This is a genomic window from Pseudomonas sp. CP-1, from assembly GCF_021213715.1.
GTDB classification, from domain to species: Bacteria; Pseudomonadota; Gammaproteobacteria; order Pseudomonadales; family Pseudomonadaceae; genus Pseudomonas; species Pseudomonas aeruginosa.
The window spans coordinates 167,737-182,267 of sequence record NZ_JAJQKY010000007.1 but is presented as its reverse complement, the minus strand read 5'-3'; the positions used below and the strand labels follow the sequence as shown (position 1 = coordinate 182,267).

Annotated in this window: 28 protein-coding genes; 27 read left to right on the top strand and 1 reads right to left on the bottom strand. The window is 58.2% G+C overall.

Annotated features, from left to right (window positions below; genetic code table 11):
• The first annotated feature begins 54 nt into the window (after window positions 1-54).
• The 12 genes from LT948_RS16530 to LT948_RS16475 all read left to right on the top strand — a co-directional run bounded on the left by LT948_RS16530 (window position 55) and on the right by LT948_RS16475 (window position 6,409).
• Window positions 55-801 (top strand): hypothetical protein, encoded by a 747-nt coding sequence (locus LT948_RS16530; RefSeq protein ID WP_021018572.1) that lies wholly within the window; start codon window positions 55-57, stop codon window positions 799-801.
• A gap of 101 nt (window positions 802-902) precedes the next feature.
• On the top strand, window positions 903-1,205 hold the full coding sequence (locus tag LT948_RS16525; protein WP_010792875.1) for a DUF7740 domain-containing protein: 303 nt from the start codon (window positions 903-905) through the stop codon (window positions 1,203-1,205).
• Between the two features lie 31 nt (window positions 1,206-1,236).
• Window positions 1,237-1,674 (top strand): Lar family restriction alleviation protein, encoded by a 438-nt coding sequence (locus LT948_RS16520; protein WP_010792874.1) that lies wholly within the window; start codon window positions 1,237-1,239, stop codon window positions 1,672-1,674.
• Window positions 1,675-1,682: 8 nt separating this feature from the next.
• A complete protein-coding gene (locus tag LT948_RS16515; protein WP_044261477.1) occupies window positions 1,683-2,138 on the top strand; it encodes a hypothetical protein in 456 nt (151 codons plus the stop codon).
• 115 nt (window positions 2,139-2,253) lie between these two features.
• Window positions 2,254-2,616, top strand: coding sequence for a hypothetical protein (locus tag LT948_RS16510; protein ID WP_010792872.1), 363 nt, complete (start codon window positions 2,254-2,256; stop codon window positions 2,614-2,616).
• A 147-nt stretch (window positions 2,617-2,763) separates the two neighbouring features.
• Window positions 2,764-3,138 carry a hypothetical protein gene (locus tag LT948_RS16505; RefSeq protein ID WP_010792871.1) on the top strand — a complete coding sequence of 125 codons (375 nt, stop codon included), beginning with the start codon at window positions 2,764-2,766 and terminating at the stop codon, window positions 3,136-3,138.
• A gap of 289 nt (window positions 3,139-3,427) precedes the next feature.
• A complete protein-coding gene (locus LT948_RS16500; protein WP_010792870.1) occupies window positions 3,428-4,072 on the top strand; it encodes a hypothetical protein in 645 nt (214 codons plus the stop codon).
• Between the two features lie 51 nt (window positions 4,073-4,123).
• Window positions 4,124-4,516 (top strand): hypothetical protein, encoded by a 393-nt coding sequence (locus tag LT948_RS16495; RefSeq protein WP_010792869.1) that lies wholly within the window; start codon window positions 4,124-4,126, stop codon window positions 4,514-4,516.
• Window positions 4,517-4,605: 89 nt separating this feature from the next.
• On the top strand, window positions 4,606-5,055 hold the full coding sequence (locus LT948_RS16490; RefSeq protein WP_010792868.1) for a hypothetical protein: 450 nt from the start codon (window positions 4,606-4,608) through the stop codon (window positions 5,053-5,055).
• 350 nt (window positions 5,056-5,405) lie between these two features.
• Window positions 5,406-5,741: a hypothetical protein gene (locus LT948_RS16485; RefSeq protein WP_019438438.1), complete on the top strand. Its 336-nt coding sequence runs from the start codon at window positions 5,406-5,408 to the stop codon at window positions 5,739-5,741.
• Window positions 5,742-5,768: 27 nt separating this feature from the next.
• Complete coding sequence (locus LT948_RS16480) at window positions 5,769-6,128, top strand: hypothetical protein (RefSeq protein WP_010792866.1); 360 nt, start codon at window positions 5,769-5,771, stop codon at window positions 6,126-6,128.
• Window positions 6,125-6,409: a hypothetical protein gene (locus tag LT948_RS16475; protein ID WP_019438437.1), complete on the top strand. Its 285-nt coding sequence runs from the start codon at window positions 6,125-6,127 to the stop codon at window positions 6,407-6,409. The genes LT948_RS16480 and LT948_RS16475 overlap by 4 nt, the downstream gene beginning before the upstream one ends.
• On the opposite strand, the gene LT948_RS16470 is transcribed toward LT948_RS16475, so the two are convergent.
• Window positions 6,389-6,823, bottom strand: a complete 435-nt coding sequence (locus tag LT948_RS16470) for a hypothetical protein (RefSeq protein ID WP_021018564.1) — start codon at window positions 6,821-6,823, stop codon at window positions 6,389-6,391. The two genes, LT948_RS16475 and LT948_RS16470, sit on opposite strands and share 21 nt — an antisense overlap.
• 308 nt (window positions 6,824-7,131) lie before the next feature.
• Here LT948_RS16470 and LT948_RS16465 point away from each other — a divergent pair, with 308 nt between their 5' ends.
• The 15 genes from LT948_RS16465 (at window position 7,132) to LT948_RS16395 (ending at window position 14,529) form a co-directional block, all read left to right on the top strand.
• Entirely contained in the window at window positions 7,132-7,536 is a 405-nt protein-coding gene (locus LT948_RS16465) for a hypothetical protein (RefSeq protein ID WP_019438435.1), read from the top strand.
• Between the two features lie 80 nt (window positions 7,537-7,616).
• Window positions 7,617-8,186 carry an oligoribonuclease gene (orn, locus tag LT948_RS16460; RefSeq protein ID WP_010792863.1) on the top strand — a complete coding sequence of 190 codons (570 nt, stop codon included), beginning with the start codon at window positions 7,617-7,619 and terminating at the stop codon, window positions 8,184-8,186.
• Window positions 8,187-8,250: 64 nt separating this feature from the next.
• On the top strand, window positions 8,251-8,697 hold the full coding sequence (locus LT948_RS16455; RefSeq protein WP_010792862.1) for a hypothetical protein: 447 nt from the start codon (window positions 8,251-8,253) through the stop codon (window positions 8,695-8,697).
• Window positions 8,698-8,808: 111 nt separating this feature from the next.
• On the top strand, window positions 8,809-9,312 hold the full coding sequence (locus LT948_RS16450) for a hypothetical protein (RefSeq protein WP_019438434.1): 504 nt from the start codon (window positions 8,809-8,811) through the stop codon (window positions 9,310-9,312).
• Between the two features lie 211 nt (window positions 9,313-9,523).
• Complete coding sequence (locus LT948_RS16445; RefSeq protein WP_010792860.1) at window positions 9,524-9,946, top strand: hypothetical protein; 423 nt, start codon at window positions 9,524-9,526, stop codon at window positions 9,944-9,946.
• A 36-nt stretch (window positions 9,947-9,982) separates the two neighbouring features.
• Window positions 9,983-10,420: a hypothetical protein gene (locus LT948_RS16440; protein ID WP_019438433.1), complete on the top strand. Its 438-nt coding sequence runs from the start codon at window positions 9,983-9,985 to the stop codon at window positions 10,418-10,420.
• A gap of 145 nt (window positions 10,421-10,565) precedes the next feature.
• Window positions 10,566-10,946 (top strand): hypothetical protein, encoded by a 381-nt coding sequence (locus tag LT948_RS16435; protein WP_010792858.1) that lies wholly within the window; start codon window positions 10,566-10,568, stop codon window positions 10,944-10,946.
• Window positions 10,947-11,135: 189 nt separating this feature from the next.
• A complete protein-coding gene (locus LT948_RS16430) occupies window positions 11,136-12,131 on the top strand; it encodes a ParB/RepB/Spo0J family partition protein (RefSeq protein WP_019438431.1) in 996 nt (331 codons plus the stop codon).
• A 76-nt stretch (window positions 12,132-12,207) separates the two neighbouring features.
• On the top strand, window positions 12,208-12,417 hold the full coding sequence (locus LT948_RS16425) for a hypothetical protein (RefSeq protein ID WP_019438430.1): 210 nt from the start codon (window positions 12,208-12,210) through the stop codon (window positions 12,415-12,417).
• Window positions 12,418-12,429: 12 nt separating this feature from the next.
• On the top strand, window positions 12,430-12,687 hold the full coding sequence (locus LT948_RS16420) for a hypothetical protein (protein WP_010794346.1): 258 nt from the start codon (window positions 12,430-12,432) through the stop codon (window positions 12,685-12,687).
• A gap of 51 nt (window positions 12,688-12,738) precedes the next feature.
• The gene (locus LT948_RS16415) at window positions 12,739-12,924 is read left to right on the top strand and encodes a hypothetical protein (protein ID WP_019438429.1); all 186 of its coding nucleotides are present in this window, start codon (window positions 12,739-12,741) and stop codon (window positions 12,922-12,924) included.
• 40 nt (window positions 12,925-12,964) lie between these two features.
• Complete coding sequence (locus LT948_RS16410) at window positions 12,965-13,321, top strand: hypothetical protein (RefSeq protein WP_010792854.1); 357 nt, start codon at window positions 12,965-12,967, stop codon at window positions 13,319-13,321.
• Between the two features lie 37 nt (window positions 13,322-13,358).
• The gene (locus LT948_RS16405) at window positions 13,359-13,646 is read left to right on the top strand and encodes a hypothetical protein (RefSeq protein ID WP_019438427.1); all 288 of its coding nucleotides are present in this window, start codon (window positions 13,359-13,361) and stop codon (window positions 13,644-13,646) included.
• Window positions 13,647-13,789: 143 nt separating this feature from the next.
• Entirely contained in the window at window positions 13,790-14,266 is a 477-nt protein-coding gene (locus LT948_RS16400) for a hypothetical protein (RefSeq protein ID WP_019438426.1), read from the top strand.
• Window positions 14,263-14,529, top strand: a complete 267-nt coding sequence (locus LT948_RS16395) for a hypothetical protein (protein ID WP_010792853.1) — start codon at window positions 14,263-14,265, stop codon at window positions 14,527-14,529. The genes LT948_RS16400 and LT948_RS16395 overlap by 4 nt, the downstream gene beginning before the upstream one ends.
• The last annotated feature ends 2 nt before the right edge of the window (window positions 14,530-14,531 follow it).

Sequence of the window (14,531 nt, the reverse complement as noted above, 5' to 3'; positions counted from 1 at the left end):
CACCCTCCGCCAGACATGAACATGGACTCCATCGACACAGACGCGGAGTACACCATGACGCAACAGCCCCACATCACGTATCCGATACCCGAACAGTGGTGCTTGGTGTTTGCAGACTATCCACTGGGTGAGCCCGCCATGGACGCAATCCAGGGGCCGCTCTTCTTCAGCAGCAAACGAGAAGCGCTGATCGAATACCTGAAGTACCTATCCCCACGACTGGAGCAGGAAGGTGGCCTAGGAGAGTTCCTGGATGCCTTGAGCGATCTGGGCATGGTGCCCAAAACCCTGGTCGCCGACACCAGCGGGGAGTTGCTCCGTCTTGCAGAGACGGCCGAACTGGAGATCCTGGAGGGAATCTGCGCCGGCTACGGCCAGGACAGGACGTCTGAAGGTCGAGAGGTAATTTTCCTGCTCGAGGCTGTTCCACCCGCAAGGCAACCCTCATTCCCACCGGTAACTGCTCCGCTCGCACAATACCTGGCCAACGATGACACCTCGGAAGATGGGCCCCGGGTTTACGCAACTTTTCATCCTCAAGCCTGGCAGAACGACAACGCGGTAGGCGTAGACCCTGGCCCTACGCAGATTGACGTGACGCCCGAGGTCCTTGCGATGGACCGGCCCTATGTATTGGCGATCATGGACAACACCCACGAGTCTGACGGTTTCATTCACGCTCGGCTCGCACCTGAGTGGGTACGCGACTGGCAAGGCCCCTTCTACATCGAGTGCAAGGAATCTATCGAGAAGTTCTTTGCCGGCACCGCAAGCGTGGATAACTCCACCGTGACTGGCTAACCCCGCGCCAGCTGTGGATTACAGCCCACCACTTTGGCTCTGAATGACACCGGTCCCCCGGTAGTATCCGGGGCTCCGGCCTTCCTATCGTGAGGAACCCTATGCGCCCATTAGACGTAATTCTCTGCCTCGCGTTGGCAGCCACTTACCATCGGACCGACGCTGCCGTCGTGGCAACGGCGAAGCGTTTACTCAAGCGAGTAGAGCGCCGGGACAGGCAATCGCTCTTTGATGTGATCAACCACAAGACGCCGTGCCGTTACATCATCCACCACTTGGTGAACCTTCCCGATGAGGTCATCTGTATGGATCTGCCGGCTGAGCGCGTAGCACCACACATCAAGCTGTCGATGGCCAAGGCTCAAGCAGCCAGTGCCATCCAGAAACCTTCACCTGCCGCCTAACATCGGAATCAACTCGCAAAAGGAGCGACGGATGAGCCAACAGAACGCTCGTTGCCCGTACTGCAAGACCATCAACTTGCTCGCCGAACAGAGTCTGGCGGGCCATTTCATCCAGTGCCAGTGCTGTGGAGCGCGCGGCCCAATCAAGGACTCCGAGGCAGAAGCCATTGCCGCCTGGAATGGGGTAGACGAATCGCGCTCAAACTCCACCGGCGACCTGCAGGTGCTCGGCTTCCTCAGTACCGAGGCAGTGGAGGCACTCCTAACCGATGCCGATGTAGCTGTCACCTGTTTCAACAAAGCCAGGATGATCCCTACCGGCGCGATCGCCGTTGTCCGCTATGACCATGCTCAGGCGCAGGTTGAACTCGCAGAGGCTGGGCAGTCATTGCTGACTCTCGAAGTAGACCCTAAGTCTCCATCCAACACTTGGACCCCATCTTTGGGATCAACAGTTAGCTCGACATAGGAGGCCAAATGGAATATTTCGACGGGAAAGGAGATGGCGATTTCAATACGCTTCGGCTGATCGTTGAGGGCCGCCCCTTCCAAGACACCTGTGGTATTCGCATCCTAGGTCTGCCGGAGGTTGACGCAGCGATACGGGAGCTTTGCGCCCATCTTCGCGTGCCACCCGAAGCGGTGCAAACCCGCAGCCAGTTCATACTTGCAATGGAGCACTTCATGGCTTCGGATCTGCCAGAAGCCCAGAAGGTTGTCCTGGTGCAGCGTCTGACCCAAGCGATTTTCAGGCGCTCCGCCGACCAACTGGCGGATTCAACCGATCTGGCTGGCATGGTCGGCCATCGCGTGAGGGCGAGAGCTGCCGCCGGCGAGCGCGTCACCCTGGCCGAGTTCAAGCAGGTGGCGAGATTGGAGAATCATCGCGATCAGGTAGCGGGCGCCCCCTCGGCATCCCAAGCGCCAGCCTGAAACAGCTGGTGGCACAGGGCGGGGTTGGGAGAATGCGAGGCTCAAGAGCAAAAGCAGGCCTTTCAAGAACGAGGTGATTGGCTTGCTGTAACCACTACACTCCGGAGTAGCCTTCATGTTCGATCTCAACACCGCCGGTGCACGTCAGGCTCTGTGCATGCAGCAACCTGATGAGGAAATGGAAGTTCGGGTGCGATATCAAGGCCGGATCTTCGACATCACGTTCCTCCCTGACGAGGATGGCACCCAACCCACCGACCCCAACGATCACCCGGTAACCGACGAGCAGGCGAAAGGATGGCTGCGCGGAGAGTGGTGGTATCACCACATCATGGTTCATATCCGCAACCATGACGGCTCGGAGATCGACGATGTGAAGGCCACCTGTGACAGCTACAGCCGCCTGCCCAGCTTCGCCGAATCCTACGACATCATTGTTCGCCTCTGTGATGAGCTCCTGAAAGAACACCCCTTCTGATCTCGCACAATCATCCCCGAGATTAGGGGGTGGACACTTCGCTGGAACCCCTCCTGCCCCCTGATACCCTGCAGAAATTGAACCTCATTCCTCGGCGCTGAATAGCGCCGGGGCTCCTGCAACCTGACCCGAAGGAGACTCCGAACGATGCTGAACCTCGACGACCCGGCCGCACGCCAGGCGCTGCGCATGCCGCGTCAGGACCAGGAACATACTGTCGAACTCCGACATCGCGGCGAAGGCTGGTGGTTGGACTTCAAAGTCACCTTCATCCCCGAAGACCCGAAGCAATGCGTTCAGCCCGAAACATCGGAAACCAATGCGTTGGTGCAGCCCGCCGCGGGGGAAAACGTAGAGTGGTGGTACCACCGCATGGTCGTAACCTTCCTGAACCTAACGGAGGAGCCGAACGAGAGAGATCCACTCTCGATTATTCGACATGAACGACTAGTTTCTTCCGATGATCACTACGACCTGGTGCTCGAGGACTGCCGGCAGCTGATGAAGGAGAACCCGTTCTAGGTTCCGCCGGCGGCCGTAATGTGCGGAGGAGGTCCGCATACATTCGAAGGTGCTCCGAATATTTCGCCCGGTCCTGCGCATATTTGCGGTGCAGCTCCGCATATTGCTCCTCATCCTCGGCGCAGATCGCGCCTGCCTGGTATGCCGATTGGCTACCAATCTTCGGTTCTGACTGATTCGGGTGTGATCGCCTTGCCCGGCATCGGCCAACATCCGCAGGAGGTTCTGGCACAGCCAGTCAGGTCCGAAGATGGCTCCATCTGACCTACCCCAGTCACGGAGCCCCCTCATGAACCCCGCATTCGCACAAGCCCTAGCCGCCCGCTCACTGTGGATCAACGTAGCTGTCCTCTCCAGCATCGAAGGGTGTGATTCCCAGGCCGAGGAGGCGTTGCAAGAGGCATATGACGCCGTCCACCAGCTGGCGAGCGATGACGTACTGATTCACCGCCACTATGGACCCCGGGCCCCGCTGCTCCTTCTGGACGTGCCTGAGTTGGCTGAGCAGTACAACCTGGCACACGAGCTGTACACGGAGCTGTACTACGAGAACTACCGCAACGGCTCGATTGGTCAGCTCTCGGCTGGGTGGCTGAAACCGGCCTCGCCTCTAGATCAGCCGTACACGAAATGGCTGGTGGCGGTGGACAAGCAGGTAGCGGCCTTGATGGAAATTTCCTACTCGCAAGTAGCTGAGGCTACCCAGGGGCAAGCCAAGACCTTATTGCTGGCCTGGAGCCGGGGGATGGATGCAGACGAGGCTGCGGAGGCCGTAGTTCAGGCGCACATCGAACGTGAGTACGAGAGGGAGTTAGCGGAGGAGGAAGAGCGCCAGGCGCACTGGGAAGACATCCAGGATACATACGCCTCCATAGAGGCAGACCTCTGGGCTGGCTGGCGCGAAGAGTGCGTGGAATTGGGCCTGGTGGACTAGCGCCAACACTGCTACCGCAAAAGCAGGCTGTTCAAAGAAAGGGGGGTGACCATGATTCAGCTGACAACCGACGCCGCGGCCCGGGCGCTGCAAATGAAACGGCCAGACGAGCCGCATACCGTCCGAGTTGCCTACAAGGGGCACACCTTCGAAGTGACGCTGGCCACGGGGGCACCTTCCATTGCACCTCTCGACAGCACGCCCTGGTTGTTCGAGCACGATGACCCAGCCTTCTACATCGACGGCGAATGGTGGGAACACCACGTTGAAGTCCGATTATTGGTTCCCGATGCTGGCGCTTGCCAGACCCGAATGCCGGACTCCAAGGTCAGCGCCAGCATACCCAGCTTCATCAACCCCACCTTCGATGTAATTGTCCTGTGCGAGGACCTTATCGCGGAGTGGGTTCGCATGGGTTCTGGCACGCATGCTTCGCGCCGATGATTTGCTGGTCACATCGAAGCGAAAGATGTTCCGCCCGACGCACCGGCCGAACAACTGGGCTTTCCAATTCCAACGTGTGGGGTTCTACAATGAAGTTCAAACCGTTTCCTCATCGCTTGCGCCGACTCGATTTCAACCAGCGCAAGGCTTCCTTGTTCGAGCGAAAGCAGCAACGTGAGGCGAACGCTTTGCCGCTCTTTGCTGAAATGATCCGAGCGGAACAGCACGACTGGGAAACCGAGAAGGAGATTCGCCAGCGAAGGGATGATGCAACCTTGATCAACTGGCGAGCTCGGGAAGCGCGAGTCTGGCGCAAAGCCAGGAGCATGTTTTTCGCCCTACCGAGCGACGACAGGGCTTCGGTCATCCGCGATTGGAACACCATTTGGCGCAACGCATGGACTCCCACCAACCTGATTTACCTGGTGGAGAAGTACAACGGCGTCGGGGCCCAGCGTGAAGCCGCAATGCGAGAGGAGCGCCAGCAGATGGATGTCCGGATCATGGCCAGGCTCTCACACCAGCAAGGCCTCTTTTGATCAACAGGATGGCGGGAGCACCAGTTTGGAACCTTACTCTTGGTTCCCAAGGGGGCTTCCTGCCACGCCACAATACCGGTTTCCAATACCTGTTCAGGCATGGCCCCGAATCATCGTTCGAACAATCGACGTGACCATCCTGTGCGAGAAGTGTGCGCACAGCGGTTCTGGCACAGTGAGCCTGCCCTGAAGATAGCCTCATCACTTCAGGAGGTTATCCCATGCAACACCCCCACGCTCCCACTCAGTTCAGCTTGACCTTCTCGGCGGAAATGCCCCCAGCAAGCCCTGCTCTAGCCCTCTGCCCGGCGCACCTCCTACCGGACGCAGTAGTTGCCCTGGATGATCCCATGCTCCAGATCAGCGACATGGACATTCGCGAACACATGCGCGCTCGCTTCAGCTTCGACGAGATGCTCGCAGAGATGAGAGCTATCAGCCATCTGGCAGAGCAGCGCCAGCAATTCGGCTCCCGGGCTGAGATGGGCTTGGGCGGCCCGCGCAGCTACCAGGACGTGGGGACCGCGGAATCGGTTATGGACTGGATGCACGAACACGAACTGCGCAGGGTGAACCAGATCAAGCTGTCGCTCCCCAGCTCCGGCGAAGAAGCATTGGCCGCGCGCGAGCGCATCCAGAAGCGCATTGCGGCGCGCCGGGCAGCCCGCACCCCAGCAGCCGCCTAGTCGAAGTCCGAGAACAGGAACCAAACGATGACCATGAACACTCCCAGCGCCAGCAAAGTCCAGCCACATCTGAATCTCGGACCTCACTTCTTCAACGCCCTATCTTGGGTTCGGCAGACCACGTTCCCGGAGGATCTGGAGCGTGATCTGGTTGCCCTCGGCACCGCACCTGCCCTCGCCCAGGAGATTGCCGAGACCTATCGCCACTCGATGAGCAGGGATATCGTGCGCTTCTACGAGGAGTACGCTTACTCGGTTAGCAGTGCGGAGTGGCAGCAGCCGCTGGCGGCCTATATCTCGGCCCGCCTGGCCGACTACGACCGGTATGGCAAGCACGAATTACCGATGGCCAAGTACCTGCTGGCGCAACTGGACACCCCGCAATGAACGAACTGACGCAAGAACAAATCAAGGCCGTGTATCGGTCGGCAATCGATCCCAACGCCCGTGATTCCGAGGGCATGGACTGGTGGGAGGCTGTAGGCGCTGAAATTCGAGCCGTAATATCGGCGCCGACGGCGAAGGAAGCCAGCATGGTCATTGCCTGGTGGCATCATGACTGGAGCACTGTTGCAGATACCCCGCTCAAGGCAGCGCAACGCATCCGATCCTCGGCTCGAAAATCTGGGTTGTACGATGCAAAAAACTTAGAAGTAAACGCCGGTTAGATGGCGGGGAATTGTGATTCGTTTGATGAATTCCGACCAAGGCAGCTTCACGTCAGGAGTTTCATCAAAGCACCAGGTACGATTTCGAAAGCCATTTTCGTCGACCTGCTCAAGGCACTCGGGGTAGTAGGTGTGGTCAGGAAAACTGGCATGCAGGATCGCCAGGGCCTGGGCAGCGGAACGGGCCGCAACCAGATCGCTTATCTCGTTGTCGTTGTACGTCCAACCGACAAGCGGTTGATCGGCCAACTCTACTTCCATCTGCAGGACATCCTCAGCGCCTTCAAGGGCTATCTCCAGGAGAACCGGATCGATATCAGGATTTGCGTTATTAACTGCCGATCGCAGCACAGCTGCGCGTTCAGCCCAATAGTTGGGGCTGAACGCAGAGGGTTCTCTTAAAGGATTCATCATGATGCTTCCTCAAAAAGGGCTGTAGTGATTATGCGGAACGCCCTGACGGCGTCACCAGATAAACGGTTGATGTGGGGCTCGGATGACTCTGCAGCGGTCCAACACCCACAATTAACGCCAACAAGCCCCCTGAGGGTATCCAGCTGACGAATGGCCCTGCCACCAGATCGCTAGATGCCTTGGCTGGGAGCCTCATTCGCCGAAAGGCTGAATTTCAGGGCCTAAGTTTGGATGGCAATGCGCCAGCCTGTTGGATACCCTGCCTTCGCCTCGTATTTTAGGAGTTCAATCCTTTGTTCAGATTACTCATGGCCTTCGTCTGGCCAATGCTGGTCATCTGGGCCGCTCTGCAGGTCGGCCACTCTCTTCAGGTAATCGATCCTGCCAAGGTAATCGTGCGCGACAAGGCGGCCTGCGAAGCCTTGCAGATCCCCTACGACACCTCATGCCGTGTGGTTGGTCGGGTGGAGGCAAATCTCGACGGGACCTGGTGGCTTCAACCGAGGGATGCGGGTGACATATACATTCGCCTGCCGGAGGGCTCCTTCCCCTATCTCTACAGCCCCGATGATTACCACATCCGCGGCGGCAAGCCGGCCACCATAGCCTTGGTGGTGGTGACCGCTCTGCTCACGCTCCTCGGCCCGCTGATCAGCTGGCGCATTCAAGCACGCAGGGCAAAACGTGCACCGGGGCGCGGGGAGACGATCTGATAGGTCACCCTGGCCTGGCTGGTGGCACATCCCCTGGCATGGAGAATATCCATGTACTGCCACCACAGGAGCCCTCCCCCATGATGAATAATGATCGCCGGCTGGCCTGGCTTGATCTTGAGTCAACCGGATTCACTGAGCTGCATAAGCAGATGGTGTACCGGCACCGAATTTTGGAAGTCGGGGTTCTGGTAACCGACGGCCAGTTCAACGTCCTTGCCCAACACGTCGTGGTTGTCCATCACGACCCGGCTGACGTCCTTCCCTTGTGCGACGACATTGTACGGAGCATGCACACTCGCAATGGCCTCTTCGACGATGTGTCGGCTTCCTCAACCGACTTGGCCAGTGCTGAACAGCAAATCATCGAGTTCCTGGTAGAGCACGGCGTGCAAGCCAAGGCCTCACCGTTGTGCGGCAGTGGTATCCACTTCGACCGAATGTTCCTTGAGGCCCAAATGCCGGCGCTCAATGCGCACCTTCACTACCGCAATCTGGATATCAGCGCGGTGAAGGAATTCCTCAAGACGATCAGCCCAGCATTCGAACCAGCCAAACGCCAGAGCCACCGCGCGCTCGACGACATTCTGGAATCTGTCGAAGAGGCCCGCCTGTACCGGGATCTACTCGCGCCTATCCTCGCAGCCTGAGCTGGTGGCACACCCCGCCAGCGTAGACCATGTGCTCATCAAGACATTCACCAGAGGACGAGACATGGTCATCCCAGAGCTGGAGGCGCTCAATGCAGCCGAACAGGAAGAAGAGTCAGCACTCCAGGCCTGCCTGGCTTTCGCCCGTGCCGTTCTGCCGGTAAGTCTCCTCGTACGTTTCCAGTGTCCGGAGGGTGAGAAGGCCCTCCAGCAGGTTGCTAGGTCAATTGATCTGCCAACTCTCCCCGCAGAACAAAGTCATCTTGCCCCCATGGCATCTGAGGCGCATGCGCTGCTGAGCAACGAACCGGGTTTCACTGCGATTGCCGGCCGCTGGCAACGTGCGTACGACCTTTACGACCTCGCCTTGATTGACTTCATCGTGGCCGAGGAAGAGCGCGCCGCGAACGAGCGCCAGCACGCCCAGGAGCTTGCAGATACCTACGCTTTGATCGAGCAGGAGCTATGGCATGATGTTCAGGTTGAGAACCTGGAGTTGGGGTTGATGTAAGTCCATTGCATGGCAGTGGAACCAAATCCCAACACCATCCCTCATGACTATGTCGCCTTTTATCCACTTGGTGCTAAGTGGCAGGCCCAATTACCTCATCAAGGAACGCTTATGACTAAAAAATGGATTGAACTGGAACTTCTCGCAGACTCGGACGCCCGGCTGCCGGTTGTCGAAGGCGGCAGGATTACCGTCGCCGAGGCCAGCATTCGCACCATCACCGGCTACTCCGACCAGATGCTGGGGGACGGGTGCATCCTCGTCCTGGACACCATTGCGAAGAACGGTGGAAGCCGCCTGATTCGCGTCCGTGACGCCTATAGCGAAATCGAAACCCAACTGTCGGACCTGACCGAGTGGATTGAGGTGGACATCGTCAACGACTCTCTGGCGAAGCTCAGCAGTCTCCAAACCGTAGGACTGCTGCGACGGGAGGGGATCAAAGCTCTGAACGAGGTCAAGGACTCGTTCACCGGAGCGCGCAGCCAACTCACTCTGGATACCGTTGGTGATCACGGTGTTGCCCGTGCTCTCCTCCTCAAGCAGTCGTACGAGGATCTCAAACCGGCGCTGCCCGAGCGTAGCGCCGTGGTCAAACATCACCAGGACGCCTAGGAGATACCAGTGGCACGTGCCCGACTCCACCTGATCTGCGGCAATTGCGGGTGCGCCGATATGTGGACCCACTGCATTGAGCCGAAGGGTACTGACATCGACGGTGAGCTGTTCCCGGCGGTTTACCTCTCCTGCGGCAACTGCGCAACGCTACATGATCTTGCAGATAAGGCCCCCAACTCGAAACCAAACCAGCGTCTTGAAGAGATCCATGAGCCACGCTAGCCCAACCGAAAAGAGACCGCGCTACACGCCCGTGTTCGCAGTCCTCATCTACGCATTCATCCTCTGCACCACAGTGCTGGTGGCCGGGATGACCATCCCATGGGACATCGGCACCTACATCACGCACTGCCACGCTGTTGTCGGGTGCTTGCTGGCATTACCCGTCATCGCCAAAGGCAGGCAGTTCAAGGAAATCGGGCGGGGAGTTGGCGCATTGCTGGTCGCCGGCCTGGTGATCGGCTTCACCCTTCTCCGGAGTGTGTTCGGGGTGCAGCCGTTGCCCGAGGACGTCGACTTCCTCGATCTACGCCCTTTCGCCGCGGCGTTGATCGTCATCTCTCTCGGCATCTTGGCCGAGTTACTGGTGCGACGGAGCTTTTGGCCAGGTTTCAGGGCACTTGGGCGGTAAGCTAGGCCTTTCCCTGACAGACATAGGATTTGAAGGATGCCCATTACTGAAGCTGGCAGCGCTCCGGCCCGATCTTTGGCCGTGATTGGCGTATTGACCTACTCCGCGATTCTGGTGGGGCTGTCTCTACTAGCCGCCTGGCTGATCTCGGGCCCGGTGGGTAGCACTATCTCGAATTGCTTCGCGCTGGTCCTGGTAATGCTGGTCGGTACTGGACGAAAAACCCTGAAAGCTGCATACGGCACCCCCTTGATGTCCTTCATGGCCATCGTCTCCGGCATTGTCTTTTCTGCGGTGTTTATCGTGGTCGCCGCTGGCCTCAAGGCGGATGTAGCGCTAGCGTTCGACGTTACCTCGCTCAGTGACTTCGATGTCAGCCTCATCGGCGCTGTGTTGGTCGTTTTCACCGCCCACTTTGTGGCGCATTTCCTGGTCAGGGCATTCTTCTGGCGGGAGTTGGCCAGCTGGGCTTGATCAGGAGGCAGCAGTTACACCAGAGCCCGCCACAGTGCGGGCTTCGTGCTTTCTGGCATCGACGAAATGCCCGGTTCTGGCACACATGAGCTCGGGGGAAGATAGCCACATCGAATCCAAGCCACCGAGCCAAGAGACTTCCGCCATGAAACACACTCCAGCACACATCGCCATCCAGGCCCCCGAGTACAAGGCAGTCAAGCAAGTAATCGCCGTCAACCTGGTGGCGCATGGCTGGACCGCCGCCAGCCAGCTCGATATGGACATCTGCTGCCTGGTGGCCTCCCAGGACTACGAGACCGCCGTTGGCATCAAGACCGCCACGCTCAGCCTCGAGCCGCGATCGGAAGGCTTCCAGCTGGTAGGCAACTACCAGAGTGAGGGCAACAACGTTCTGAGCACCACCTGGCTGAACATCCCCAGCGGCATGACCTCGGAACAGATCGCCGAGAAAGTGCCGGAATTCCTGGAGAAGGTCGACCGCGAGGTCAACCGCAGCTACGCCCGCCGCTTGTTCCTGCTCTGATAGCAGTAGTAGCCACTCCCCCAGGGCCCGCCTTAGAGCGGGCTCTGCGCATTTTTAGGGTCCGAATATCGGGAATTGATGTCAGGCGATAGGGGTTCGAAAAATACTTCGAAATTTTCTCGGCGCCGGTTCTGGCACACACGACCTCCCCTGAAGATGGCTCCATCGACCACACAGGAGCACTACCCCATGACCACCAAGACCATCGCCGCCAACCTGATCACCGAAACCGCCCAAGCTGCTCTGGCTGGCTGCAACTCCCTGCGCAGCATCCACGACACCGCCAAGAAGCTGATCACCGGCAAACAGTTGGGCTTAGACTTCGATCCGAAGCGCCAGAACGCCTTCGAAATGCCCACCGCCCTCCTCGTCTGCAATGTCGAAGAGGCAATCCGCAGCGAATTCGACCAGGATGCCATCCGCGGCTTCGCCGATTCCTACAAGGCCGGCGAGCCCGTCGAACCGCTGGGCGTTGTCGCCGAAAACGGCAAACTGCGCGTAGTGACCGGTTTCACCCGCCACGCCGGCCTGATGCTGGCCATCGCCGAAGGCGCCGACATCAAGCGCGTGTGGGTGAGCCAGGTGGAAGGTGGCCGCGCCGTTGAGATCGTGCGTCAGTGCGTGAGCAACCAGCAGGTGCCGGTTTCCCCTCTTGATCTGGCCGAGGCCTACCGCGAGCTGATCGACGACCACAAGTTCACTGTCGCCGGTGTCGCGGCCGCGGTGCACCGCAAGGTCAGCCACGTTCGCAAGATGCTGGCGCTGGTGAACGTGGCCCCTGAGGTCAAGGAGATGGTCGAGAAGGGCCAAGCTTCCGTCTCTACTGCCCTGGCCGCAGAGAAGCAGTGCAAGGCCAACGGCGAAGACACTGTGGTGCATATGCAGGAGCAGCTCGCCAAGGCCCAGCGCAACGGCTCCGCGAAGATCACCGCGAAGTCCGTTGGTGCGCCGTCCGCCCTGTACGGTCGCAAGGACCTGGACGTAGCAGCCCCGGTGCTGGTCCAGCTGGCCGACCAGCTGGAGAAAGCTCTGCCCTTCATGGCCACCCCGGAGAGTGTGAAGGTCGAACTGACCCTCAGCGGTGCCGACCTGAACCTGCAGGACCTGGCCAAGGCGCTGGCCAACATCCGCGCGGCCGTAAAATCTGCCCAGAGCGGCACCGAGCCGGCGGCGAACGTCGGCTAATCCAAGCCCCCTGACAACTATCGCCCCCACCCACTGGGGGCTATGGGCGGCCGGGACTTACGGAGAGACAAACGGAATGGCCACATTTGCTTTCTGTGACTTCGATGACGCGCTAGATGTTTTGAGGTCAGCCATTACGGAAGCATCCATCACCACCCTGATCGACCAGATCGATCAGCAATTTAATGCTGGATATCTGGATGTGAGTCCAGCGCAGTGGGGGCATCTGGCCTCTGAGGTGATGGTCAGGCTAGACCATGTCCGGCAATCAGCTCCGTCAGTTTGAGAGAGATACACGATGAGCATTCGCCTGGAACTGCAGTGCATCAACCAGGAAGACCCGAGCACCGACGACTGCTACAGCATGAACGAGCAGGGTGTGTTCGAAACTGCTGACGATACTCAGGCCGATCTGATCCGGGCCTACAAGTACCTTCAGGACCTGGCCACCCGTAAGGGCTGGAAGGCAGCCAAGCTTGCCCAGGGCAAGAAAGGCATGCTGTGTCCGAACTGTGTGAAGCTGTATGAGGCACAGACTGGCCACATTCTGAGTTGAACGCTCCACGGAAGTCGCTGGGCAACCACAATGCCCGAGGAGGGCAAGACAATGGCTGTTGTCAATGTTCACGAAGACCTGATTCGCCGCATGCGCGAACGTAAGTATTACGACCTGAGCCAATGGTGCGCCGAAGAGCTCGAGGAGACCGAGCACGAAGCGGAGCAACAGGGTGAATGGCGGATTGCCAAGGAGATCCGCGAAGAAATTGAACGCCAGAAGGCGTACTACCCCTGAACAAGCTTCCGGCTCGCCGGCGCATGACCGAGGAATGGACATGGCAGACAAACTCTACAAATGCAGCCGCTGTGATGGCGCTGGGAAAATCTGGCTGTTCACTGCCGTTCTCGGTGGTGTCTGCTTTCAATGCGGCGGCAGCGGAAAGCAGAAAACTAAGCCCAAGCCCAGGGCTGTCAAATGGGCCGTCTTCGGGCACAGCCGCGAGACAGGAAAAATCGGGCGCCTCTACAACGTGAGCGCACGCACTCAGGCTGAAGCGATCAACAAGGCCCGTGACACCTACGATCGCGCAAGTAGTGCTTGGCGTGACGAGTGGAGCATGCAACAGGCTTTTGCTCAAACCTGGGCCGAGCTGCAAGAGGCCGGAACGCTGGAAACCGCAGGCATCAGCTGATCCACCTCTTCCACCCAGCACCACGAAGGAAAGTACGATGAAACGCTTTGACGATCGAGCAACCTGTTTTCACTCGGGCAAGAAGATCAGCCCGCCCATGAATGAGCGCCGCCTTTGCGCCTGCTGCGGCTTGCGAATCGTAAAAGGCTTCATCGTTGAGATTGGACATGTCGGCGAGGACTGCGCAGGAATCATCGAGCGTCGAAGTCGCGACAGGGACTTCCATGGTGCAACGGTCAAAGACTTCGCCGAGCGGTATAAGCGAGCGACGGGCTGGACAATCAAGCCAGCAGTTCTCAGAACTCTGGAAGATCACTACCCCTGAGAATCGAGGCAACTGCCTCGTTAAGCTAGACAGAGAACTGATGGTTGGGATTACACCCGTTAGTCATAGTAAAATGAACCAAGCCATAACGTACTATTTCATTGCGCTCACGCAATAAAGCGATATTAAATACAAGGTTAGCTATGCAACAAGACAAACAAAGTTCAAAAAACAAAAGCTTTGCATCCAACGCTTTAGCAGTTGCTCTATTAATTATATGTGCCGTAATTGGCATGTTGTTTTATGGCCAAAATATCATGGCCACTGCTACTCAAGGCATGGGTAAACTGGCTGCGAAGCATCTGACTTATGAAATTCCCAATGCCTTGATTTTGCTTGAGGCCCGTCGCGGCCCCTGTGCCACTATCCCAATCACTTCTGAAGAGCTAATGAAGAGGGGAGCGCCTAAGCAAACAGCGAACGGCTCCCCCTGGACTGCAAGCTTCACCGGAGAGTCTGTCGAGGTCATATACCCCTACAGTGACGAGGACGACTATCGAATGACGAAACATGATTTGTTGAAGGTCATTCAAGAGAGTTCAAATGTTCAAAAGGCTGAGATAGCTGTTGAAGGCGTCAAGGTCACTTACTCCTGCCAGCAGCCGGTAACTAAATCATGACCGATTCCCTAGGCCCTTTGAGCCCCGAAGAAGAAGAAATGATCCGTCGGCATCGCGACGAGAAGGCCCAGCGTGCCGCGGCATTGGCATTCCGTTTGAAAGCCCTCAAGGTGGCCGCTGAGTACGAAGCCTGGCTGCAACAGGATGAAGAGTGTGGGGATTCGTTCTCGACGTTCGTGAACCGATTCGGCTACCAGGACAGCGATTGCCAACCCATGCACGAATACGTCAAGCGAATCCATAAGGCAGCAACTCCTGACTGAAG